Origin of the sequence: Halorussus halophilus (assembly GCF_008831545.1) — an archaeon.
Taxonomy (GTDB): Archaea; Halobacteriota; Halobacteria; order Halobacteriales; family Haladaptataceae; genus Halorussus; species Halorussus halophilus.
In genome coordinates, this window is sequence record NZ_CP044523.1 from 3,509,082 (window position 1) to 3,529,629 (window position 20,548).

At 63.2% G+C, this 20,548-nt stretch carries 26 protein-coding genes; 12 read left to right on the plus strand and 14 right to left on the minus strand.

Annotation, left to right across the window (positions count from 1 at the left end):
• Nucleotides 1-255 precede the first annotated feature (255 nt).
• Entirely contained in the window at nucleotides 256-1,242 is a 987-nt protein-coding gene (locus tag F7R90_RS17375) for a replication factor C small subunit (RefSeq protein ID WP_158058652.1), read from the minus strand.
• Between the two features lie 143 nt (nucleotides 1,243-1,385).
• Here F7R90_RS17375 and F7R90_RS17380 point away from each other — a divergent pair, with 143 nt between their 5' ends.
• The 4 genes from F7R90_RS17380 to F7R90_RS17395 are packed head-to-tail and all read left to right on the plus strand — an operon-like array spanning nucleotide 1,386 to nucleotide 3,708.
• The gene (locus F7R90_RS17380) at nucleotides 1,386-2,465 is read left to right on the plus strand and encodes a polymer-forming cytoskeletal protein (protein ID WP_158058653.1); all 1,080 of its coding nucleotides are present in this window, start codon (nucleotides 1,386-1,388) and stop codon (nucleotides 2,463-2,465) included.
• 51 nt (nucleotides 2,466-2,516) lie between these two features.
• A complete protein-coding gene (gene samp2 / locus F7R90_RS17385) occupies nucleotides 2,517-2,720 on the plus strand; it encodes a ubiquitin-like small modifier protein SAMP2 (RefSeq protein WP_158058654.1) in 204 nt (67 codons plus the stop codon).
• Nucleotides 2,717-3,265: a peroxiredoxin family protein gene (locus F7R90_RS17390; RefSeq protein ID WP_158058655.1), complete on the plus strand. Its 549-nt coding sequence runs from the start codon at nucleotides 2,717-2,719 to the stop codon at nucleotides 3,263-3,265. The genes samp2 and F7R90_RS17390 overlap by 4 nt, the downstream gene beginning before the upstream one ends.
• 14 nt (nucleotides 3,266-3,279) lie before the next feature.
• On the plus strand, nucleotides 3,280-3,708 hold the full coding sequence (locus F7R90_RS17395; protein WP_158058656.1) for a GNAT family N-acetyltransferase: 429 nt from the start codon (nucleotides 3,280-3,282) through the stop codon (nucleotides 3,706-3,708).
• Here F7R90_RS17395 and F7R90_RS17400 read toward each other — a convergent pair whose 3' ends face one another.
• Complete coding sequence (locus F7R90_RS17400) at nucleotides 3,709-4,356, minus strand: class I SAM-dependent methyltransferase (RefSeq protein WP_158058657.1); 648 nt, start codon at nucleotides 4,354-4,356, stop codon at nucleotides 3,709-3,711.
• Between the two features lie 116 nt (nucleotides 4,357-4,472).
• Between F7R90_RS17400 and F7R90_RS17405 the strand changes: the two genes are divergently transcribed.
• Nucleotides 4,473-4,673, plus strand: a complete 201-nt coding sequence (locus tag F7R90_RS17405) for a hypothetical protein (protein ID WP_158058658.1) — start codon at nucleotides 4,473-4,475, stop codon at nucleotides 4,671-4,673.
• 20 nt (nucleotides 4,674-4,693) lie between these two features.
• Here F7R90_RS17405 and F7R90_RS17410 read toward each other — a convergent pair whose 3' ends face one another.
• Complete coding sequence (locus tag F7R90_RS17410) at nucleotides 4,694-6,076, minus strand: phosphoglucomutase/phosphomannomutase family protein (protein WP_158058659.1); 1,383 nt, start codon at nucleotides 6,074-6,076, stop codon at nucleotides 4,694-4,696.
• Between the two features lie 459 nt (nucleotides 6,077-6,535).
• On the opposite strand from F7R90_RS17410, the gene F7R90_RS17415 reads away from it, so the two are divergent.
• Nucleotides 6,536-7,126: an NADPH-dependent FMN reductase gene (locus F7R90_RS17415; RefSeq protein ID WP_158058660.1), complete on the plus strand. Its 591-nt coding sequence runs from the start codon at nucleotides 6,536-6,538 to the stop codon at nucleotides 7,124-7,126.
• Here F7R90_RS17415 and F7R90_RS17420 read toward each other — a convergent pair whose 3' ends face one another.
• The 3 genes from F7R90_RS17420 to larB form a co-directional block, all read right to left on the minus strand.
• Nucleotides 7,127-7,384: a GIY-YIG nuclease family protein gene (locus F7R90_RS17420; protein ID WP_158058661.1), complete on the minus strand. Its 258-nt coding sequence runs from the start codon at nucleotides 7,382-7,384 to the stop codon at nucleotides 7,127-7,129.
• A gap of 59 nt (nucleotides 7,385-7,443) precedes the next feature.
• Entirely contained in the window at nucleotides 7,444-7,599 is a 156-nt protein-coding gene (locus F7R90_RS22340) for a DUF7563 family protein (protein WP_192498353.1), read from the minus strand.
• A 182-nt stretch (nucleotides 7,600-7,781) separates the two neighbouring features.
• Nucleotides 7,782-8,573 (minus strand): nickel pincer cofactor biosynthesis protein LarB, encoded by a 792-nt coding sequence (gene larB, locus F7R90_RS17425; RefSeq protein WP_158058662.1) that lies wholly within the window; start codon nucleotides 8,571-8,573, stop codon nucleotides 7,782-7,784.
• 179 nt (nucleotides 8,574-8,752) lie between these two features.
• Between larB and F7R90_RS17430 the strand changes: the two genes are divergently transcribed.
• Complete coding sequence (locus tag F7R90_RS17430) at nucleotides 8,753-8,920, plus strand: DUF1931 family protein (protein ID WP_158058663.1); 168 nt, start codon at nucleotides 8,753-8,755, stop codon at nucleotides 8,918-8,920.
• 111 nt (nucleotides 8,921-9,031) lie between these two features.
• Here the strand turns inward: F7R90_RS17430 and rpiA are convergent, their stop codons facing one another.
• Complete coding sequence (rpiA, locus tag F7R90_RS17435; RefSeq protein WP_158058664.1) at nucleotides 9,032-9,718, minus strand: ribose-5-phosphate isomerase RpiA; 687 nt, start codon at nucleotides 9,716-9,718, stop codon at nucleotides 9,032-9,034.
• 532 nt (nucleotides 9,719-10,250) lie between these two features.
• Between rpiA and F7R90_RS17440 the strand changes: the two genes are divergently transcribed.
• On the plus strand, nucleotides 10,251-11,027 hold the full coding sequence (locus F7R90_RS17440) for an ABC transporter ATP-binding protein (protein WP_158058665.1): 777 nt from the start codon (nucleotides 10,251-10,253) through the stop codon (nucleotides 11,025-11,027).
• Nucleotides 11,028-12,272: an ABC transporter permease gene (locus tag F7R90_RS17445; protein ID WP_158058666.1), complete on the plus strand. Its 1,245-nt coding sequence runs from the start codon at nucleotides 11,028-11,030 to the stop codon at nucleotides 12,270-12,272.
• 6 nt (nucleotides 12,273-12,278) lie between these two features.
• Here F7R90_RS17445 and F7R90_RS17450 read toward each other — a convergent pair whose 3' ends face one another.
• Nucleotides 12,279-12,884: a sulfite oxidase-like oxidoreductase gene (locus F7R90_RS17450; RefSeq protein ID WP_158058667.1), complete on the minus strand. Its 606-nt coding sequence runs from the start codon at nucleotides 12,882-12,884 to the stop codon at nucleotides 12,279-12,281.
• A gap of 103 nt (nucleotides 12,885-12,987) precedes the next feature.
• Between F7R90_RS17450 and F7R90_RS17455 the strand changes: the two genes are divergently transcribed.
• The gene (locus tag F7R90_RS17455; RefSeq protein WP_158058668.1) at nucleotides 12,988-13,239 is read left to right on the plus strand and encodes a hypothetical protein; all 252 of its coding nucleotides are present in this window, start codon (nucleotides 12,988-12,990) and stop codon (nucleotides 13,237-13,239) included.
• A 25-nt stretch (nucleotides 13,240-13,264) separates the two neighbouring features.
• Here the strand turns inward: F7R90_RS17455 and F7R90_RS17460 are convergent, their stop codons facing one another.
• From F7R90_RS17460 to F7R90_RS17480, 5 genes are all read right to left on the minus strand, one after another.
• Nucleotides 13,265-14,398 (minus strand): ORC1-type DNA replication protein, encoded by a 1,134-nt coding sequence (locus F7R90_RS17460; protein ID WP_158058669.1) that lies wholly within the window; start codon nucleotides 14,396-14,398, stop codon nucleotides 13,265-13,267.
• Between the two features lie 85 nt (nucleotides 14,399-14,483).
• Nucleotides 14,484-14,642 carry a DUF1059 domain-containing protein gene (locus F7R90_RS17465; protein ID WP_158058670.1) on the minus strand — a complete coding sequence of 53 codons (159 nt, stop codon included), beginning with the start codon at nucleotides 14,640-14,642 and terminating at the stop codon, nucleotides 14,484-14,486.
• 97 nt (nucleotides 14,643-14,739) lie between these two features.
• On the minus strand, nucleotides 14,740-16,716 hold the full coding sequence (locus F7R90_RS17470; RefSeq protein ID WP_158058671.1) for a MutS-related protein: 1,977 nt from the start codon (nucleotides 16,714-16,716) through the stop codon (nucleotides 14,740-14,742).
• Between the two features lie 57 nt (nucleotides 16,717-16,773).
• Nucleotides 16,774-17,403: a hypothetical protein gene (locus F7R90_RS17475; RefSeq protein ID WP_158058672.1), complete on the minus strand. Its 630-nt coding sequence runs from the start codon at nucleotides 17,401-17,403 to the stop codon at nucleotides 16,774-16,776.
• A gap of 95 nt (nucleotides 17,404-17,498) precedes the next feature.
• The gene (locus F7R90_RS17480; RefSeq protein WP_158058673.1) at nucleotides 17,499-17,840 is read right to left on the minus strand and encodes a hypothetical protein; all 342 of its coding nucleotides are present in this window, start codon (nucleotides 17,838-17,840) and stop codon (nucleotides 17,499-17,501) included.
• Between the two features lie 120 nt (nucleotides 17,841-17,960).
• Here F7R90_RS17480 and F7R90_RS17485 point away from each other — a divergent pair, with 120 nt between their 5' ends.
• Together F7R90_RS17485 and larE are read left to right on the plus strand one after the other, a co-directional pair.
• Entirely contained in the window at nucleotides 17,961-18,413 is a 453-nt protein-coding gene (locus F7R90_RS17485; RefSeq protein WP_158058674.1) for a DoxX family protein, read from the plus strand.
• A gap of 73 nt (nucleotides 18,414-18,486) precedes the next feature.
• Nucleotides 18,487-19,365, plus strand: a complete 879-nt coding sequence (gene larE, locus F7R90_RS17490) for an ATP-dependent sacrificial sulfur transferase LarE (protein ID WP_158058675.1) — start codon at nucleotides 18,487-18,489, stop codon at nucleotides 19,363-19,365.
• Between the two features lie 284 nt (nucleotides 19,366-19,649).
• On the opposite strand, the gene tatC is transcribed toward larE, so the two are convergent.
• On the minus strand, nucleotides 19,650-20,471 hold the full coding sequence (gene tatC / locus F7R90_RS17495; protein ID WP_158058676.1) for a twin-arginine translocase subunit TatC: 822 nt from the start codon (nucleotides 20,469-20,471) through the stop codon (nucleotides 19,650-19,652).
• Nucleotides 20,472-20,548: the final 77 nt, after the last annotated feature.

The window sequence follows — 20,548 nt, forward strand, 5'->3', positions numbered from 1 at the left end:
CCGTACTCCCTACGGTCGTACGCGTCTCGCTTACTCGCGGGTCGCGTTGCGAGAGTTCTGTGAACTCTCGCGGCTCCCCGCTCGTTGTTTCGAGGTTTTCACTCTCCGCACCGCCCGCTCAAACCTCGCCTACTCCGCGACTCCGTCGCTCCGTTTCGAGACCCGCCTCGCTAACGCTCGGCGCGTCTCGCTATCGTTCCGCGGTTTCACCGCTCCACATCGAGACCCGTACTCCCTGCGGTCGTACGAGTCTCGCTACTCCCCAAGCGACAACGACGCCAACAACGCTTCCAACTGCACGCGCTCGTTCGCACCCTCGCTGATTCGATAATCGACCTCGCCGATTTTGTCCATCAGGCGAACCGCGTCGGCCTCGTCCAAGTCGAACTCCCAGACCGACCGGTGGAGTTGGTCGATGATATCGCCGCCAGCCATCCCCTTGTCGGTCAACAGGTCGTCCAGAATCGAGCGGGCCTTGCTGAAATCGCCGTCGATTGCGTGGCCGACCATCTCCTCGATGTCCTCTGGCCGAGCAGTGGCCGTGATGGTGTAGACTGCTTCCTCGTCTACAACCTCGTCCATCACCGCGGCGGCTTGCAGAGCGTTGATGGCCTTGCGCATGTCGCCGTCGGCGGCGTAGACGAGCGCGTCGATGCCGTCTTCCGTCGTTTCGATGTCCTCCGCTTCGGCGATCTTCTGAATCTGCGTGGCAACTGCTTCGCTCTCGATAGGTCGGAAGCGGAACGTCGCACACCGCGACTGAATCGGGTCGATGATTTTACTGGAGTAGTTACACGAGAGGATGAACCGCGTGTTGTTCGAGAACTGCTCCATCGTCCGGCGGAGCGCAGACTGTGCGTCCGACGTGAGAGAGTCGGCCTCGTCCAAGAAGATGATTCGGTAGTCGTGACCGCCGAAACTCGACCGCGCGAAGTTCTTGATGCGGTCCCGAACCACGTCGATGCCGCGCTGGTCGGAGGCGTTCAGTTCGAGGAAGTTCGTCTCCCAGTCGTCGCCGTACAGTTCCTTGGCGATTGCCACCGCACAGGTCGTCTTCCCCACGCCCGCTGGCCCCGAAAAGAGCAGGTTGGGCAGGTCGTTGCGCTCGACGTAGCGCGCGAGGCGACTGACGATGTCCTCGTGGCCGACCACGTCGTCTAGTTCCTGCGGTCGGTACTTCTCGATCCAGATTTCCCCGCGTCCGGCCGTCTCCTCTTCGGAGACGTTGTCGGCCTCGCTCATGATGTCCACGAGGGACTAGCCGCTCTTAACTTCTGCGAGAACCGCCTCCCTCGCCCTCGTCGGTCGGTCGCAGGTCGCGCTTAACCCCGTCCGAGACGAGCAACGACTCAATTACTATCCGCTACGTTGTCGTGACCGCGCCTATGAGACGGCGCACTCGAACCGCAGTTTTCGCAGTACTACTCGCGGCGTTCGTGTCGCTCGCGGCGATTCCAGCACCGGTCGCGGCCGAGCAACGTTCGGGGGGCACGATAGTCGTCGAAGAGGGCGAGACGATAACCGAGGACCTCACCGCGTTCGGCGGGACGCTTATCGTCCGCGGAACGGTCGAAGGCGACGTGAGCGCGTTCACCGGCAACGTCTTCATCGACGGCCAAGTGAACGGCAACCTCGAAGCCTTCTCCGGCAACGTCCGAATCAACGGCACGGTGAACGGCGACGTGGGCGCCTTCGGCGGGAACGTCGTGCTGGCCGACGACGGCCGCATCGGCGGTGCGCTGGAAACCGCGGCGGGCAACGTCATCGTCGACGGGCAAGTCGGCGGTGACGCCACAATCGGTGCCGGAACCATCACCGTTGGACCCACCGCGACCATCGACGGCGACCTCACCTACGACGGCGAACTGACCCAAGCAGAGGGAGCGAGCATCGGAGGGCAGGTCAGCCAGAGCGACGACCTCACCATCGGCCCGCAGGCGCCGGTCTTGCCCGGCTGGTTCGGCTTCGTCTACGGCCTGCTGGTCAACCTCCTTCTCGGCGCGGTGCTGTTGCTAATCTTCCCGACGTTCTCCCGGGAGGTCGCCGGAAAGGCCAGCGACGACCCACTGCGCTCGGCGGGCGTCGGCCTACTGCTGTTCGTCGCCATCCCTATCGCCCTCTTCCTTATCGCGCTCACTGTCATCGGTATCCCGCTGTCGCTGACCGGCATCTTAGTTTACTTCCTCCTGCTCTGGCTCGCGGGCATCTACGGCGCGTACTCCGTCGGCACGTGGTTGCTCTCGCTGGCCGACACCGACAATCGATGGCTCGCGCTCGTCGGCGGCGTCTTCCTCGTCGCGGTCCTCACCCAGATTCCGATACTCGGCGGATTGGTCCAGTTCGTCGTCCTCCTGCTCGGGTTCGGCGCATTGGCGCTGAACCTCCGTGACCGGTATCGGGGACGACGCGCCTCTCGTCGCGGGACCACCGCGACGCCAGCGAGTAGCACTGACACGGCGCGATAGCGCTACCAGCCAACGACACGCTTACGGCCCGCGCGGGCAAATTTTCGCACCATGCACGTCACCGTCGAGGTCGTCGGCGAGGAGAGCTACGACCTCGAAGTCGAAGACGCGACCTACGCGGACCTCCTTCGGGAAGTGGACCTCAGTCCCCACGAGGTGTCCGTCATGGTCGATGGTCGCCCAGTCCCCGAAGACCAACCGGTCGAGACCGACCACGTGAAAGTCCTGCGACTCATCAAGGGGGGAGCGGTGTGAGTGGCAGAAGCGGTGGGCGCGGAACGACTGGCGGTTGGGAACTCGGCGTCACGGAGACCGACTTCGAACTGCCGAACGCGGGCACTGGTCCCGACCCGCTCCGACTCTCGGAATTCGCTACCGACCACGACGCAGTCGTGCTGTTCTTCCAGCGCGACTACCGCAGCGGCGACTGCAAAGAGCAGGCCCAAACTCTCGCCGACCGCTACGGCGAGTTCCGTGACCGAGACACAGTCGTCGTCTCGGTGCTTCCTGAATCCGAGAAACGCGCCAACAAGTGGCAGAAGAAGCTTCACCTCCCGTTTCCGCTGGTCGCCGACGAAGACAAAGCGGTCGCCGAGCAGTACGGGCAACCGACGCGCTGGGGCAAACTCGGTAGTCTCCACGACCTTCTCGGAAGACTCCCCGAAGTCGCCATCCTCGACGCCCGAGACGGCCTCCAACTGTGGAGCATCCACCGCGGCGAGAAACCGGACGACAGGCCGACAGTAGACGAGGTACTCCAACGCCTCGACACCCTGCTCGGCGACGACCGCGGACTCTGAAACCGAACAAAAGAATGCAGGTCCGCGAAGCAACCGACGACGACGCGCTCGACGTTCGCCGCGTCCTCGACGCCGCGATGCTGGAGGTGCGCGAGGACCTGTCCGAGTGTATCGACTCGGGAGACGTGCTGGTCGCCGAGGAAGGCGAGTCGATTCTCGGCGCGCTCGTACTCGTTCCCAAATCCGGCGAAGACGCCGCCTACATCGACGCCGTGGCCGTCCGCCGCGCTCGCCGCGCGCAGGGCGTCGGCACCGCGCTCGTCGGGCGAGCGGCCGAGCGCGAAGGCCAACTCACCGCTGAGTTCGACGCGGACGTACGACCGTTCTACGAGGCGCTCGGATTCGACGTTTCGCCGGTCGAAGGTGCAGACGGAGAGCGAGGAGAGCAGGAAGAGAGCGGCGAACGAGAAGAACGAGACCGATTCTGGGGCGTCCTCGACTGACTACTCCGCTCGAACGGCGGTCAGGACTTCCAACTCGTCGTTCGCTCCGGCGTCCACGCAGTTCTCGATGCGATACCCCATCGCTTCGAGTGCGGCCTCGGAGTCCGCAGACGGGACCCCGATTGGCTCGTGGGTCTCGACCACGACGACCCGAGGGCGGGCTTCGAGGTTCTGCAGAACCTCGACTTCGCTTCCCTCGCAGTCCAGTTCCAGTACGTCACAGTCCGGAATCGCGCTCGGGTCGCGCCGGTCCCCGTCCGGTGGTCCGAACGTCTCCTTCGACCCCTCCTGTACGGGCCCGACTGCGGCGTGTTCCAGCGTCACCCGGTCCGTCACTCGGTTGGCGAGAATTGTCCGCTGGAGCGTCTGGAGCATCTCGGCGTTCGCCTCGTACGTCGTCACGCTGCCCTCGGGTCCCGTCGCACGCGCCGCCGAGACGGTCGTGATACCTCGCCCGCCACCGACGACCACCACGTCGTCGCCGGGTCGAACTCGACGGCGGAGTGCCGAACTCGTCCCGTCCTCGTACTCCGGAAAGTAGTCGATTCCTTCCTCGGGTTCGACCGTCGGGACGGCGACGCCGTTGAACACCTGCGTTCGTGGTTTCGAATCGTTCGATTGCTCAGAGTTGTTCGAGTCGTCTGGCACGAGTCGGATGAGTTCCGCCCCGGCAAAAATGCTGTCGGGAGCTTGTCAGACACTCGCGTGGAAGTATCGTGAATGGGAGTACGAAGATTCAACTCGGTGATGGACCAACGACCGCTATGAACGAGACGAAACGCCGCCGCCTCGCCATCGTCTGGGTGACGTTCGCGCTCGCGTTGGGTTACGTAGCGCTCGCAGATGGACTCACGTTCGGTCTCGAAGACCTTCTCGTGCTGCTGGTCGCGCTATTCGGTCTCGGTCTCGCGTGGGTGTACTACGCGAATCCGCGGGACGTGCTGACGTTCGGCAGTAAGGAGTGATTGGGCGACGGGACTGAATCTCACACCAACGGTTCGACCAACTCACGACCCGCACTCAACAACTCCTCGACGCGCTCCTCGCTTCCCGCCTCGGCGTAGACGCGCATCTTCGGCTCCGTGCCGCTCGGGCGAACCAGCAACCACGACCCATCTTCCAGCAAAATCTTGAACCCGTCCGTCGTGTTGACGTTCTCGACGTGTTCGCCCGCGACTTCGTCGGGGAGGTTGGCTTCCAAGTCCGTGAGAACGCGCGACTTCTCGTCGTCCGCACAATCGACACTCACCTTGCTTTGATGAATCTCGCCGTGTTCGTCTAGCAACCTATCGACGCGCTCGTCGAACGACTCCTCGCTCTCGGCCGCGGCCGCGACGAGCGCCATCAACACGCCGTCTTTCTCGCGGTTGTGGCCGCGAATCGAGAAGCCGCCGGACTCCTCGCCGCCGATGAGCGCGTCGTGTTCGCCCATCGCTTGGGCGACCCACTTGTAGCCGACTGCGGTCTCGTACACGTCTTCGCCGTGGGCTTCGGCCACGCGGTCGATGAGGAAGGTGGTCGAGACGGTCCTGACGGCCGGACCAGATTGGGTCTCCAAGAGGTGGTCGTACACCGCCGCGAAGAAGAGGTTCTCGTCCAAGAAGCCCCTCTCTGGCGTGACGACCGCGATGCGGTCGGAGTCGCCGTCGTTGGCGATACCGAGGTCGGCGTCACGCTCGCGGATTTCCTCCACGAGACCCTGCAAATTCTCGGCGCTCGGTTCGGGGTTCGTCCCACCGAACTCGGCGTCCTGTTCGCAGCGGCGTCGATGAACCGTCGCACCTGCTCGCTCTAACAGTTCGTCGGTGAAGCCGCGACCGGAGCCGTGAATCGCGTCGTAGACGACCGTGAGGTCCGAGAGGTCGGCGTCCACGAGGTCGAAGACGTGTTCGGCGTACGGTTCGAGGAAGTCCTCTTCTCGGACGCTCCCGTGCTCAGACTCCGGAAGCGGGTCCGGTTCCGCGATGCGGGCCATGATTTCGTCGGTGACCTCAGGGAGCGCGGGCGCGGCGTCGTGGGGGAAGAACTTCACGCCGTTGTAGTTCGGCGGGTTGTGACTCGCCGAGACGACCAGCGCGCCAGCGAGGTCGCGGTCGGCGATGGTCCACACGGCGAGCGGCGTCGGACAGTCTCGCGGCGGAATCAACGCGTCGAAGCCGTTGGCCGCCAGCACTCGACACAACTCCTCGGCGAATCCGCGGGAGGTGTCGCGGGCGTCGTAGCCGACGGCGACGGTCCCCGACTCTCGGTCTTCGACCTCCCGGAGGTAGTCGGCGACCGCTTGGCCGACCATGCGTACGCGGGGGGCAGTGAACTCGTCTAACGTCGCGCGCCAACCGTCGGTCCCGAACGAAATCGGCGTCTCCATACGGGAATTCTCACCAGCCAGTGCGAAAAAACCTACCGGCCCACGCGACCACCTTTTTTCGCGTCGGGTGCGCTGGGAGCCGATGGCTCCCGCGTACCGCTCCTCGAAAAAATGTGCACCGAAAGAGCTTGCTCTTTCGAGCCTTGCTTCGCTTCGCTCAGCAAGAGATCAAAAAACGGACGCTCGAAATCCGAGCGCGGAGCGCACGGATTTCTCACGTCTGCGGCTTGCTGGTGCGACTGCCGCACAGCCCCGCGAGACCGCTCAGCGACCGCACAGCACAGTTCCGCGACCGCACCGTACGGGCCACACGCTCGCGGCCTAAACGCCGCGACCAGCGTGCGCCGGATGCAAGATTCCCTCGCTTCGTTCGGTCGTTCTTGCCTTACGTAGCGAAAACGTTACAAAAATCGGCTTCCGCAAAGTGTTTTTCCCCTCTAGACCCTAGCAACAGCTAAGATGAACACAACCCCCAAAGTCGTCGCACTCTCTGGAAGCATGCGCGACGGCAGTTACACCCGTGCCGCACTGAAACACGTCCTTGACGCCGCCGAAGAGAAGGGTGCCGAGACGAAGCTCCTCGACGTCCGCGAGTACGACCTCCCCATCTTCGACCCCGACGAGAACGAACCCGAGGCCGCGACCGAACTCAAGCGCGAGATTCGAGAGGCCGACTCGGTCATCTGGGGCAGTCCCGTCTACCACGGCTCGTACTCCTCTGCGTTCCGCAACGTCCACGACTACTGTGGCTTCGACGAGTACGAAGACACAACTGTCGGCCTGCTGACGGTCGCTGGCGGCGGGTCGTTCGCAAGCACGCTCGACCACATGCGCGTGACTGCTCGCGGAGTCCACGCGTGGGTCCTCCCCCACCAAGTCGGCATCCGGAACGCCCGCAATCGCATCGAAGACGGCGAGTTCCTGGAAGAAGACCTCGAAGAGCGCGTCCGTAAACTTGGCGAGCAAGCAGTCGAATACGCCTTCATCACGCCGGACGTGACGACGGAGAACACCGAGGCCGATAGCGCGGAGAGCGCAGCCGACGACTAATCACGGCTCCGACTCCTCGAAAATCAACTGCTCTTTCTGCCGCCGCGACAACTGCTTGAGTTCGTACTCGCGGGACATCGCCGCCGACTTCGAGTCGAACTCCTCGGTGTGAATCAGTTCGACGGGCGTCCGACCGCGCGTGTACTTTGCACCCTCGCCGTCGTCGTGTTCTCGCACGCGGCGCTCTACGTCGGTGGTGTAGCCAGTATAAAAGGTTCCGTCGCTACATTCGAGCACGTACACGAAGTGGACCGGCACGCCTGACAGGCTTCGCGTGGTGGTTCTTAGTGTTTCGGTTCCCGCCCATCTTCGACGGGCTATGCGTTGGCCTTCTCGGCGCGCTGGCGCGCGACTTCTGCAATCCCGGCGTTCGCCGAGCAGGAGACGCAGGCTCGAACCCGGCCCTGCTCGTCGGCGAATACTCGAACGAATCGCTCGGAGACGTGCGCGCCGCAGTGGTCACACGTTGGCATGTTCTGGTCTGGCAGGAGGGCCTGCCAGTGACCAAAACTTTGTTCCGAGACACCAAAAACGCTTTTCCAACTTTGACCCAAATTTGGCGAACATCCAGAGACTCTTCCGCAATTACCCTCTGACTACTGGTCAGAAAGATAAATTCGGTGGCAGTAACGAGCCATTGTCCGCGAGTATCGCCTTATTCTGTCTCGCTCGAACTCGGCGAATCAGCTGTCCGAGCACCGACCGTGCGAGCGATGAGACCGGCCTGTGCGCCTGCGACGAACCCGGCATCGACGTTCACGGACGACAGCACCGTACAGGACTGGAGCATCCCCGAGAGCGCGGCCTCGCCTTCTCCGCCGTGTCCGTAGCCAGTCGAGACAGGCAGTCCGATGACGGGCGAATCCACCAACCCGGCTACGACGGTCGGTAACGCGCCCTCTCGCCCGGCGGCGACGATTAGGGCGTCAGCCTCACGAAGTCGGTCCAGTTGGTCTACGATGCGCGTCAACGCGGCGACGCCTACGTCGGAGACGCGCTTGACGCTCGCACCCATCTCCTCGGCGACGACCGCCGCTTCGCCAGCAGGAACGGCGTCGCTCGTGCCCGCCGTGACGACGCCGACCGTCGCATCGACCGTGGGTGCCTCGAAGTCCGCCGCGTGAGCGACGACGACGTTCGACCGTTCGTGGGTCGTCACTTCGGCGTCGGGAAACTCCTCGGCCAGTTCGTCACGGAGCGCGCGCCGCTGGTCTGCGTCGGTTCGCGTCACGATTGCGCGGCCGGTGGTCTCGACGGCAGTGGTCGCCAGCGTTGCGACTTCGTTGGGCGTCTTGCCGTCGCTCAGAATCGCTTCAGGCACGCCACGGCGCGTCTCGCGCGCCGCGTCGAATCGCCCGGCCTCGCTCGTCGCGTAGCCTGCGAGTTCGCTCTCGGCCTCCGCGACGCTCAGTTCGCCCGCGGCGACAGCCTCCAATATCTCGCGCATACCCCTCTCTGGGTGGTCTGTGTACTCGTATCCTCCGACCTAACCTGCGGCCGCACACGATTCACTAGTACTTATAATTTTTGGCCCAGTGTAGAGATAACCGGTTACCACGCGACATGCCGCCGTTCACCCGATAATTTGGGAAGCTTTATTAGGAGGGCCGGGAAAGAACAGGGCGTATGGCAGACCTCATCGTCAAAGCCGCTGTCAAGGACGCACTGGACGACAAGAACGTGGCCTCCGACTTCTACGACGCGCTCGACGAGCGAGTCGAGGACCTCCTCGACGACGCTGCCCGACGAGCCGAGGCCAACGACCGGAAGACCGTCCAGCCGCGCGACCTGTAGACTGGACGAGTACCGTTTCAATTTTTTCGAGCGCTACGTGCCCAGAGCCGTCTGTAGCGCCAGCATCGCTCGTGCCGCGACGACATCGTCGTACCGCGAAAACAGACCTCGTTAGAACTCGGTGACTTCCACGCCGTCCTCGCTTCCGACGTGTATCTCGTCGGCGAGTCCGACGAACAGACCGTGTTCGACCGCGCCGGGAATCGCCGAGAGGTCGTCTGCGAGGTTCGCTGGCTCGGAAATCGGCCCGAACGAGGCGTCGAGGACCAGGTTTCCGTTGTCGGTCACGACCGGTCCGTCCTTGCACTCGGCCGCCCGGAGCTGTGGGTCGCCGCCCAGTGCGCGCACGTCGGCTGAAACCGTCGTCCGCGCGTCGGGAAGCACTTCGACCGGAACAGGGTGGTCCAGCCGCTTGGCGGCCTTGCTCGGGTCTGCGACGACGAGCAAGCGGTCTGCGGCCGCGTCTACGATTTTCTCCCTCGCGTGGGCCGCGCCGCCGCCCTTGACGAGGTGCGGGCCAGAGAACTGGTCTGCGCCGTCGATAGCGAGGTCCACGCCGTCTACTTCGTCCAAGCCGACCAGCGGGATGGCCGCCTCCTTGGCGAGTTCGCGCGACTGGAAGGAGGTCGGGACACCGCGCACGTCAAGGCCCGAATCGACCATCCGGCCGATTGCCCGAATCGCGTGGGCCGCGGTGCTTCCGGTGCCGAGGCCGACGACCATGCCGTCTTCGACTGCTTCGGCCGCGCTCTCGCCCGCCGCGCGCTTCGCCGCGTCGCTTCCACCGGTCGATTTCATACTCGCTGGTGGGTCGCGCGTCCCCAAAAGTGTGGGCGAATTTCGAGCGTCCGGAAACCATACGTCTCGTGTATTTTCACTACCGGAACGGCGCGCGCGGCGTGGCGTTCGCGCGAAGCGCGCGACCGTCGAGCCATTCCGTGCGAGGTCTGCGCGAACGAAGTGAGTGCAGGCTCGAAAGACGAGTGGACGCGAGTCTTTCGGTGGATGAGGACCGCAACTCGGAAAACGCGGCACGCCGCGTTTTCCAGAATTGAGGACCACAATCGGCTGGGGAGGCGTGTGGCTGTTGCGGAGCGGTTGCGGTGCTGTGCGGTCTCATTGGTTTCGGGAGTAGCTATTTTGCTTCTCGATGTTCTTCGTCAAGTTGCCGTCGCCGATTCCCTCGATTATCTCTTCTCGCCCGTTCTCTCACGCTGCTCACTTGGAAGAGACGATCGCACACAGGACTTGCTTACACCACGAACAAGCCCTCGTTTCCGGCCAGAACAGGCACCAGCGTTTTGGTACTGTCGCGCGTACTGAGTTCGACATGGCTGCAAGCCACTCGGACTCCTCGGCCGACGCTGACTTCTCGGACCCCGCTGGCGACTCCGGACAAGCGGTGGCGCTCCGCGAAGTTCGGAAGACATACGTCCTCGGTGGCGAGGAAGTCCACGCGCTCGACGGCGTCACTCTCTGGATTCCGAATGGCTCGTACACGGCCGTCATGGGTCCGAGTGGCTCCGGGAAATCGACGCTGCTCAACCTCATCGGCTGTCTCGACACGCCCACAGAAGGTTCAGTTTGGGTCAACGGCCGAGAAGTGTCGGCGATGTCCGACCGAGACCGCACCCGCGTCCGCGGCGAGGAAATCGGCTTCGTCTTCCAGACGTTCAACCTCATGCCGAAACTCACCGCGGCCGAGAACGTCGCGCTCCCACTCGTCTTTCAGGGCGTCTCGCGCTCCGAGCGCCGTGAGCGCGCCAGAGAACTCCTCGAAGACGTCGGCCTCGGTGACCGTGCCGACCACCGCCCCAACGAACTCTCGGGTGGTCAGCGCCAGCGCGTCGCCATCGCTCGCGCGCTGGCGGCCGACCCCGCCATCATCCTCGCCGACGAACCGACTGGTAATCTCGACCAAGAGACTGGCAAGCAAATCATGGGGCTGTTCCAGCGACTCCACGACGAGGGCAACACCATCCTGATGGTTACCCACGAGCGGCCAATCGCGGAACACGCGGAGCGAGTCGTCCACGTCCTCGACGGTACCTTAGAACGTGTCGAGGAGATAGAGTCGCCCCGACGAGTCGAAGCGGAACTGGACTGAATGGACGCCGTCGAGAGCCTGCGACTGAGTTGGCGCGCGATTCGGAGCCACAAGCTTCGCTCAGCGCTGACGACGCTCGGGGTCATCATCGGCGTCGCGGCGGTCATCACCTTCGTCACGCTCGGCACGAGTCTGCGCGCGGACGTACTCGGGCAGGTCGGGGCCGACCGTACGCCGAACGTCTACGCGTGGGCCAGTCCGGAGGGCGAGGGCGGCGGCGCACCCGGAGCGGGCGCACAGCCAGTTTTCACCGAACGCGACCTCCAGGAACTCCAGAACATCTCGACCGTCGAGTCCGTCGTCCCGCGGGGGGTGGTACCCACCGCAGGCCTCTCTGCGGGCGGCGAGACGGTCGCACAGCGACAGGTGATAGCCACCTCACCCTCCTACTTCGACACGCAGGATTTCGTGGCTGGGCGTCCCTTTCAGCAGGGCCAGCGCGAAGTCGTGCTGAACGAGCAGGCCGCGAAGCTGTTCGATTCGCAGGTCGTCGTGGGGGAGAACGTCACGCTCAGGTTGGCTTCTGGGGACTCAGTCGAGGCGGAGGTCGTCGGCCTGCTCAACTCCTCGGCGGCGGGCAGTGCTTTCGAAGGATTCGGCTCACAACCGCTCGTGTTCACTCCGACCGACCCGTTCTACCGGACGACCATCGAAAGTCCGACCACGGGCGAGAGCGTGCGCGTCTACCCGACGATAACGGTCGTCGCAGATAGCTTCGAGTCCGTCTCGGAGACCAAGGAGGGCGTCCGGAATTATCTCACCAATCGCTCCGACGCCGCGCAACTCGCGCCCGACAATTATGCGTTCTCGGTCTCGACCGACCAAGACCTCGTGAACCAACTCGAAGAGCTGATTAGCACGCTCACGAACTTCATCACCGGTATCGCGGTCATCTCCTTGATTGTGGGGTCAATCGGCATCGCGAACATCATGCTCGTCTCCGTCACCGAGCGCACGAAGGAGATCGGCATCATGAAAGCCGTCGGCGCACAGCGCCGCGACGTGCTCCAACTGTTCCTCTTCGAGGCGGTCATGCTCGGCGTCGTCGGCGCAGTCGTCGGCATTCCGGTGGGCGTCCTCGGAGCCTACGCGGCGGGCGAGTACATCGGACTCTCGCTCGTGTTACCTTACGACTGGTTCGCCATCGCGGTGGCAGTCGGGGTCTTAGTGGGCGTCGTTGCAGGCCTCTATCCGGCGTGGAACGCATCGCGGACCGACCCTATCGACGCGCTGCGGTACGAATAGTGGAGTCTACCACGAACTGTACCGCTCTTCTTGCCACGGATTCGCCGTGTTCGAGTAGCCACGCTTCTCCCAGTAGCCTCGCTTCGGCTCCGTCAGAAATTCCACGCTCGTCACCCACTTCGCGCCCTTGTAGGCGTACTTGTGGGGCGTGACGACCCGAAGCGGCCCGCCGTGTTCAGAGGGAAGCGGTTGCCCGTCGAGTTCCCGGACGAACAGCACTTCCTCGCGCATGCACTCCTCCAGCGGGAGATTCGTCGTGTAGCCGTCGAGCGACCCGAACAGGACGTGAACTGCCTCGTCCTCCACATCCGCCTCCTCGGCAATCGTCGGGAACGTCACGCCGGTAAATTCGTTGTCGAAGCGACTCCACCCCGTAACACAGTGGAAGTCCTGTTTCTGGGTCTCGCTCGGCAGGTCACAGAACTCCTGCCACGAGAGGTCGAGTTCGTCTTCGACGGCCCCCGTGACCGTAAACCGCCACGACTCCATGTCCCACCCCGGTGTCCCGCTCTTCGAGAGGACCGGGAACTGCTGTGTCTGGCGCTGGCCGGGCGGCAGTCGTTCGCCGTCGAACTCCTCGTGTGTCGCGGTCTTGTCTTTACTCGCTGGCATTGCTCTCTTCTCCCATTCCCCGGAGTCGCCACGCCGCGCGGATGTATAGAAATGTGGGCCGACCGCTTTATCAGAACACTCGTCGTACCACCGCCGATTCACGATGCCGCTCATCCACTTCGAAACCGCCGACTCGACGGAACGAACGCAAATCGGGGAGGGACTCGTCCGGTTCGCGGTGCAGGCAGGGCGACTCGAAACTGGCCGCGAGGAGGGCAAATACTTCCTGAACCACGCCGATGGCTGTGGCGAAGACGGCACGCACATCGCGCCGGGCGATGCCTTCTTCTTCCACACCGAGACGGGTGACATACTCTGTCGAGACCACGGCGAAGAGCGAAGCAACGAGGAATAGCGGTGGAAAGCAGGAGCGAGAAAAACTAGTTCCCGTCGAGTCGGTTCAGCACGGCCTCGGGTTCGTAGCGAAGGGAGAGTTGCCGCGAGCGCCCGCGACCCTCGACGTTCGTGTACGTCGCGTCGATGATGCCGAGTTGGTCGAGTTTGTTGATGATTTCGGAGTAACGCGTGTAGCCCAGCCCCGTCTGCTCGTGGAAGGCGTCGTACACGTCGCCTGCGCGCTGGCCGTCGTGTTCGGCGATGACGCGCAAGAGGTCGATTTCGCTCTCGCTGAGTGCCCGCAGACTGTGGCTCAGGTGGACGTACTTGGACTTCTCGTAGGCCTCCTCTACGTCCTCGATTTCGACCGAGCGACTCGCGCGCATCTCGGCGTTCAGTCCGGCACGCCTGAGCAGGTCGATACCGACGCGCAGGTCGCCGCTCTCGGCAGTTAGCTCCGCGACCCTGTCGAGGACCTGCGAATCGACCACGCCCTCGTGGAAGCCGCGCTCGACGCGCTTGCGCAGGATGTCTACGATTTCCGTGCTGTCGTACACCGGGAAGTACACTTCCTCGGGGCGGAAGACGCTTTGGACGCGGCCGTCCAACTCCTCGATGACGTCCAAGTTCATGTCCGAGGAGACGACGATGACGCCTATCTTCGCGCCGCTGTGGGCCTCGTGAGCGCGCAGCAGCGAGTAGAGCGTGTCCGACGCCTCGCTCTCGTAGAAGAGGTAGTTCACGTCGTCTAACGCGACGACGAGGACTTCGTCCTCTTCGACCAGTTTCTCGGTAATTTGGCGGAAGAGTTTCTTGAACGAGATGCCCGACGAGGGCGGTTCGTACTCGAATATTCCTTCGAAGATGCGGGAGAAGACGGAGTAGCGCGTCGAATCGACCTGACAGTTGATGCGTACCGTCCGAACGTCCGTCTGGGCGGACAGTTCGCTGAACAGTTTCTGGACGGCCGTCGTCTTCCCTGTGCCCGGTGGGCCACGCGAGATGACGTTCAGCGGCCGGGAACCGCGCGCAGCAGGTCGCAGTGCGTACTTGAGGCTCTGCAGTTGGCTCTCCCTGTGGGCGAACGACTCGGGGACGTAGTCTATCTCGAAGACGTGTTCGTCACGGAACACGGACTCGTCCCACGAAAGCATCCCCTCTTCGGGGTCGTCTGCCATCACTTTCACCACGCTCGCGCAACTACTTAACCTTTCGCCGTCGAAAAATGTCTGTCGGAGCGACTAGTCCCGAATTGGGCCGCTTTCAGGCCTGCTGCATCGCATTCTGGATGTCGCCGCGGTCCATCGACATCCCGTGTTTGTTCTGTGCGTGTTCCCGGACCATGTCTACGACTTCGTTCTCGTCGTTCGCTCGGACCATGAACTCACAGTCTTGTTGTGTGCATTCGAATTGGTGTGCCATGATTTTCTCCCCCGTTAGGGCGAATACTCTGGACGCCAGCCAACGGCAAAACTCCACCGGCCACGAGCGGGTTCGTCGAACTACCAGCAAACTGGTCTCAGAACTTCTCCAGCAGTCGCCCGTAGAACTCGGTGTCGCCCTCTTCCGACAGTTTCTCCACGATGAGTTCCGGCGTCGAGCGCGCGAGGTGGTCCTTCACCGGCGAGCGGTTGACGACCAGTTCGCCATCGACTAGTCCCTCGGCTTCGATGCCGTCCACGGCGACTTCGTAGTCGGCTACGTCGCGAATCTCGGCGGCGAGGTGCGAGACGAACACGCCGGTCACTTCCCGGCCACGAAGCTCCTCCAATATCCCGGCGATAATCTTGGCGCTCGCGCCTGGTTCGGTGATGCTCTCCAACTCGTCCACCAGCACCAATCGGTCTGCGCTCCCGTCCGCGAGCGAGGAGAACTCTCTGAGCGTACTCTCGAACGCGCCCGCGTCGAGGGTTCCCTGCGTTTTGGCGTGGTAGTGCAATTCGCCGAACTGCTCGATGCGCACCTTCTCGGCAGGCACGGGAAGCCCCATGTGCGCCAGAATCGCGACGAGCGCGACCAAATCGAGCGTCGAGGTCTTGCCACCACTGTTGACCCCCGAGAGCAGTGCAACGTCCGAGACGCCGTAATCGACCGGGTCCACGTCTTCGAAGTCCACGTCGAGCAGTGGCGAGCGACCCGCCACAATCTCGAACCCGCTCTCCGGGTCACCGAACTCCGGTAGGACACAGTCGAAGTCCCGAGCAAAGCGAGAGATAGCCAGCTTCACGTCCAGTTCGAGTGCCGTCCGAACTAACTCCTCGGCGTCCTCGCGCCGGTCCGCGAGATTTGCGGCCAACTCGCGCTTGCGACTCGCCGCGCGGCGGTCCTTGGCGGCGTTCAAATCGTCGCGAAGCCGCGAGATGGCTTCCTCGTCGTGTTCGACCGGGAACGTTGGTTCTTCGGGGAACGCGCGCCGCGCGACTTCTGCCTCTCCGGAGTCGAGGTTCAGTGACTCGACGAGGTGGTCGCGGGCCGCTGCGATTGCCGCGGCGTACTGGTCGCTCAACTCTCTGGAGAGCAGTGAATCGACGCCCGCGCCCTGTTCGACCAGCGACAGCAGGTCCGACCCTTCGATGGTCACGTCCTGTTCTTCGATGGCGTCACGTAGCTTGTCGTTGGCGACGCTTTCGGCCGTCGAGACTGCGGCGTCTAAGTCGTCCACGGCGCGAGTGAGTCTGTCCAGTTCCTCGTCGCCGACGACGGTGCCGTCCGAATCGACCCGCTCCACGGCCGTTTCGAGCGCGTCTAAGTCGAGCGGTGGGTCGATTCCGGCCGCACGATGCACTGCGGCCGCGGCGCGCAGACTCTCGCGGTTCGCCGCGTAGAACCCCAGCACGCGCTCGGGGACAATTTCGGCGGGTCGCTCCAACGCGTCGGGTTCGACGCGCACGTCTCCGTCCACGGTGACGCCCGCGAACTCCTCGTCCAGCGCGACGACCGTCGAATAGCCACGTGCGAGGTCCGCCAAGTCGCGGGCGTCTTCGACGACTTCGACGCTCAACTCCGGTATCGTCTGTTGGGCCTCTGTGTAACGCTCTGCGTCCGTCGTCGCCAGACAGCGGTCTCGAACTGTGAGGTCGCCAGGCTCCGAGAGCGGTTCGACGTCGGTCAGCGCGTCGAGTACTGCCTCGTCTGGGTCGCGCTCCATCGCGCGCTCGGCGAACGCCTGCACTTCTTCGACGCGCGAGGGGACGCCGCTCGGGTACAGTGTTTCGAGTCGCTTCTCGCCGTAGGTCGTCACGGCCCGCGATTCCAGCAAGGCGAGCACGTCCCGGTAGAGTTCTTTCGCGCGGTCGGTCGCGAGGAAGTCGCCGGGGTCGTCGTGACGCTCCCGAATAGCGCCGCGAGCGATGGCCGCCGCTCGACTCTCCGTGATTCCGGGGGCGCTGGCGAGTTCGGCCACGTCGCCGGTTTCGAGCGCGCTCTCGGGGTCGTCCAGTTTCGCGAGCGCCGCCGCCGTCTTCGACCCGACGCCCGGTATCGACTCCAACTCCATTCGCCGCTACGTACTGACCCCTCCGTTAAAAAACGTTCGCGGACGGGGACGTGCGACTTAGCTACAGCAGGCTCCACAGCAACCTTCGTCCGACCAGGCCGTACAATCGGTTCCGTCGCCGTAGTTCGTACAGCACGTCCGCTCTTGGTAGACGCAGGAGTTGAGGTCACAGGGGTCGCACGTACAGCGCGATTCGGTGACGCAGGCCTCCGTCGTCACCTCGCCACCCTCGTCGCGGACGGTGATGGGGTCGGCGTCGGCCAGCGGTTTCGCGGAGGCGTAGCTCTCGCCGAGTTGCGGATGCACGACGACGGTGACTTCGTGAGTCTCGGTTTCGACGCTCGCTTTCACCTCTGCCGTCGCCCGCTCGTCTTTGTAGAGACTCATCACGCTCGCGTCCTTCGCGTCGGTACCGACCGCCGAGAAGTCGAACGCGTCGGCCCCGCGGGCGTCGAGATAGCCTCGGTCTGCGAGTTCCGCGAGGACCGTGTCCGCGTGTTCGGCGACGGCCCACTGGGCACGAACCGAGTCGCTGTACGCCGCCTCGACGTGATTCATTTCGCTCGTCGGCACCGTCGCGCTCACTGACCCTGTCGCGGCGAGACCGGCTGCTGCACTCGCCCCGACTGTCTTCAGCATCGACCGGCGGTCGAACGTCTTTTCGTGGGTCTTGTTATCCTTCGACATACATAGATACGGACGAACTAAGAATTAATTAAATTTACTACTAGATAACTAGGTTAGAAATTGGACTGCACTTCACCCCCGACGAATCAGACGCCTCACGCTATCTCGTGGTCGAACTCCGAGTGGGCGAGGTCTTCACAGATGTCTTCGACCTGCTCCTTGGTTTCGTCGTCGATGCCATCGACGGCTTCGACGCTGTGTGCCCCACCGTGAGCAGTTTCGAGCGCGTTCAGGTTGAGGTTTCCCTCGGGGTCTACGACTGGCAGTTTCAAGTCACCGTACTTGTCGGGGTCCTCGAATCCGGAGGCAGACAGCAGGAAGTGGGCTGCTATTTTGCTCAGGTCGTCGGTGTCGAAGTCCTGTTCGTCGGGCGCGCTCCAATCGTCGGTGGTCGTTCCGGAGTACTCGGGTCGATGGACGTCGTAACTCGTTGCCATCCTTTCACCCGGTGACTCTCTGACGACGTCGTCGGAGAAAGAGTTTGTCGCCGAAGTCTGGCGCGAAACCCCGAATACCGCCACAAGGGTTTTCGCCGAAATCGACGTACTGTGACGGTCATGCCAGAAACTCGGTCCACGTCTACCGACTGGGGAATCGCGCTCGTCCGACTCGCGCTCGGCGTCATCTTCGTGGTCCACGGTGTCGGCAAACTGTTCGGTCTCGGGCCGACTGCGACCGGTCTCGACGGCTTCGCCGGGTTTCTCGGCGGGTTGGGCGTCCCACTCCCCGAACTCGCCGCAGTCGGCGTCGCACTGGTCGAGACGGTCGGTGGTCTGTTCGTCCTCGCAGGGTTGCTGACCAGATACGCCGCCGCGCTGATTGCGGTCGATATGCTGGTGGCGACAATTCTCGTTCACTTCCCGCAGGGTTTCGCCGTCTCGAACGGCGGCTACGAGTTCACGCTGACACTGTTTCTTGTCGCGCTCGCGTTGGTCTTTCTGGGTTCCGGCGCGCTTTCGGTGGACAGGGCTGTCCTCGGCCGTGGACGGACCGTTCCGACAGTCGGATGAGGAACTCGTTCGCTCCGCTCGTGAGCGTGCCGTGGTCCAACGCGCTTTTGTCCTCCCGACCCAATCCCCGAGTATGGTTTCTGTCGAGGAGCGAGCGCAGTCAGTTCGAGACGACCTCGCCGACCGTGACGGCGTCCTCGTCGCCTTCTCCGGTGGCGTCGATTCCAGTGTCGTCGCCACGCTGGCCCACGAGGCACTCGGCGACGACGCCGTCGCCTGCACCGCGAAGAGCGAGACGCTTCCGGAAGCGGAACTGGACGACGCCAAGCGAGTGGCCGAAGAAATCGGCATCCGCCACGAAATCGTGGAGTTCTCCGAACTCGACGACCCGAACTTCGTCGAGAACGACGGCGACCGGTGTTACCACTGTCGGACCATGCGACTCGGCAAGATGTTCGACGCCGCCGAACGACTCGACATTCCGGTCGTCTGCGACGGCACGAACGCCAGCGACGCCGACAGCGGGCATCGACCCGGACTGCAAGCCGTCGAGGAACTAGACGCCTATTCGCCACTGCTCGCCCACGACATCGACAAGGACGACGTTCGGGAGATTGCCGATGCACGTGACCTCTCGGTCGCGGACAAACCGTCGATGGCCTGTCTCTCTTCGCGGATTCCGACCGGTCTGGAAGTCACCGAGTCGAAACTCTCGCGGGTCGAGCAAGCCGAAACCCTGCTCCGCCAGTGGGGCTTCTCGCAGTTCCGCGTCCGAGACCACGACGGGTTGGCCCGAATCGAAGTCGCTCGCGAAGAACTTGACGCGGCACTCAATCCCGACTTCGTGGAAGCGGCGCGCGACCACCTGACGGACCTCGGGTTCGACCACGTGACCCTCGACCTGCACGGCTACCAGACTGGGAGCGTGAGTCCAGAGAGCGAGTCCGACCCGGCCGGAGACGAACCACTCGTCGAAAACGTCTTCGACTCCGACTACCCGACCGCAGAGTAACGCTCGCAGCACCGACTGCGACGTTTCGCTTCTCGCGCACCTAACTGTGGCGTAACGCTCGTTGCCGTCGCTGACGAACTAGTTCTCAGGAAATGGCATGGGCGTTCGCACCCAGGGTGGCAGTTTGCTGGCACGCGAACTGCGATTTGTAGCTTGCTGGCACGCGAGCTATGTAGCAGGCACGAACGCTACTATCTGCTTATCATCGAACGCCCTTAGTTATACGCCGATTATCGCCTTGGAAACCTCGCGTTGAAACGGACGGAACGGACGAAAAAGTCGGGTCAGTTACCCGTCCACTTCAGTAGGAACAGGGTACTCTCGAACAGGGCGACCATCGTAATCGTGACGATGATGGGTGCCATCCCGGTCGGGTCGGGCGTGAAGAGGAACGAGATGCCCAAGAACGCGCCCCAGAACAGGAGTCGTCTGTCCGCGAGCCACTGACGGGTGGTCAGTCCCATCATGATGGCGAGCATGATGAACAGCGGAATCTGGAAGACGACGGCGAGGTAGCCCATCAGCATCAAGATGAGGTTGAACGTCTTCGTCAGGCCGAACGCGAGGATGGCCACGTCTTTCGTGTAGTAGACGAAGTACGTGAAAATCGCCGGAAGGACGAGGAAGTACGCGAAGCTCACGCCGATGAACGCGAGGACGAGACTCGTCGGGACCGCCGCGAGGTAGTATTTACGCTCGTTGGGGTACAGTCCCGGACGCATGAACAGATACGTCTGATAGACGAAGAACGGAAGCGCGACGATGACGCCCGCGAGGCTCGCAACCTTTAGCTTCGTCAGCACGAGCGCGAGCGGGTGGTAGATTTTCGGTCGAGCCTCCTGCCCGAGTTGTTCGAGCGGGATGACTTGGTACCACAGGAAGTTGATAATCTCCTCGGAGAACGGCAGGGCAATCGCGGTGATGCCTCCCGCTACGACGACGACCACTGCCAGCCGCTTGATCATCTCCTCGATGTGGTCGGCCAACGGCATCTCCTCGTCCTGAATCGGGTCCTCCGGCGTCGCTGGCTCGGGGTCCCGCAACGACTCCGGCGTCTCGTTGGCAGGCGAGATGTTGCTGGCCGTCGCCTCCGATTCGTCAGCCATTCACCCGAACTAGGTATCGTGGCTGTTATAGGCTTTGTTCTCTTGGCAGGACGATAAGATTGATAACTGCCACAGGG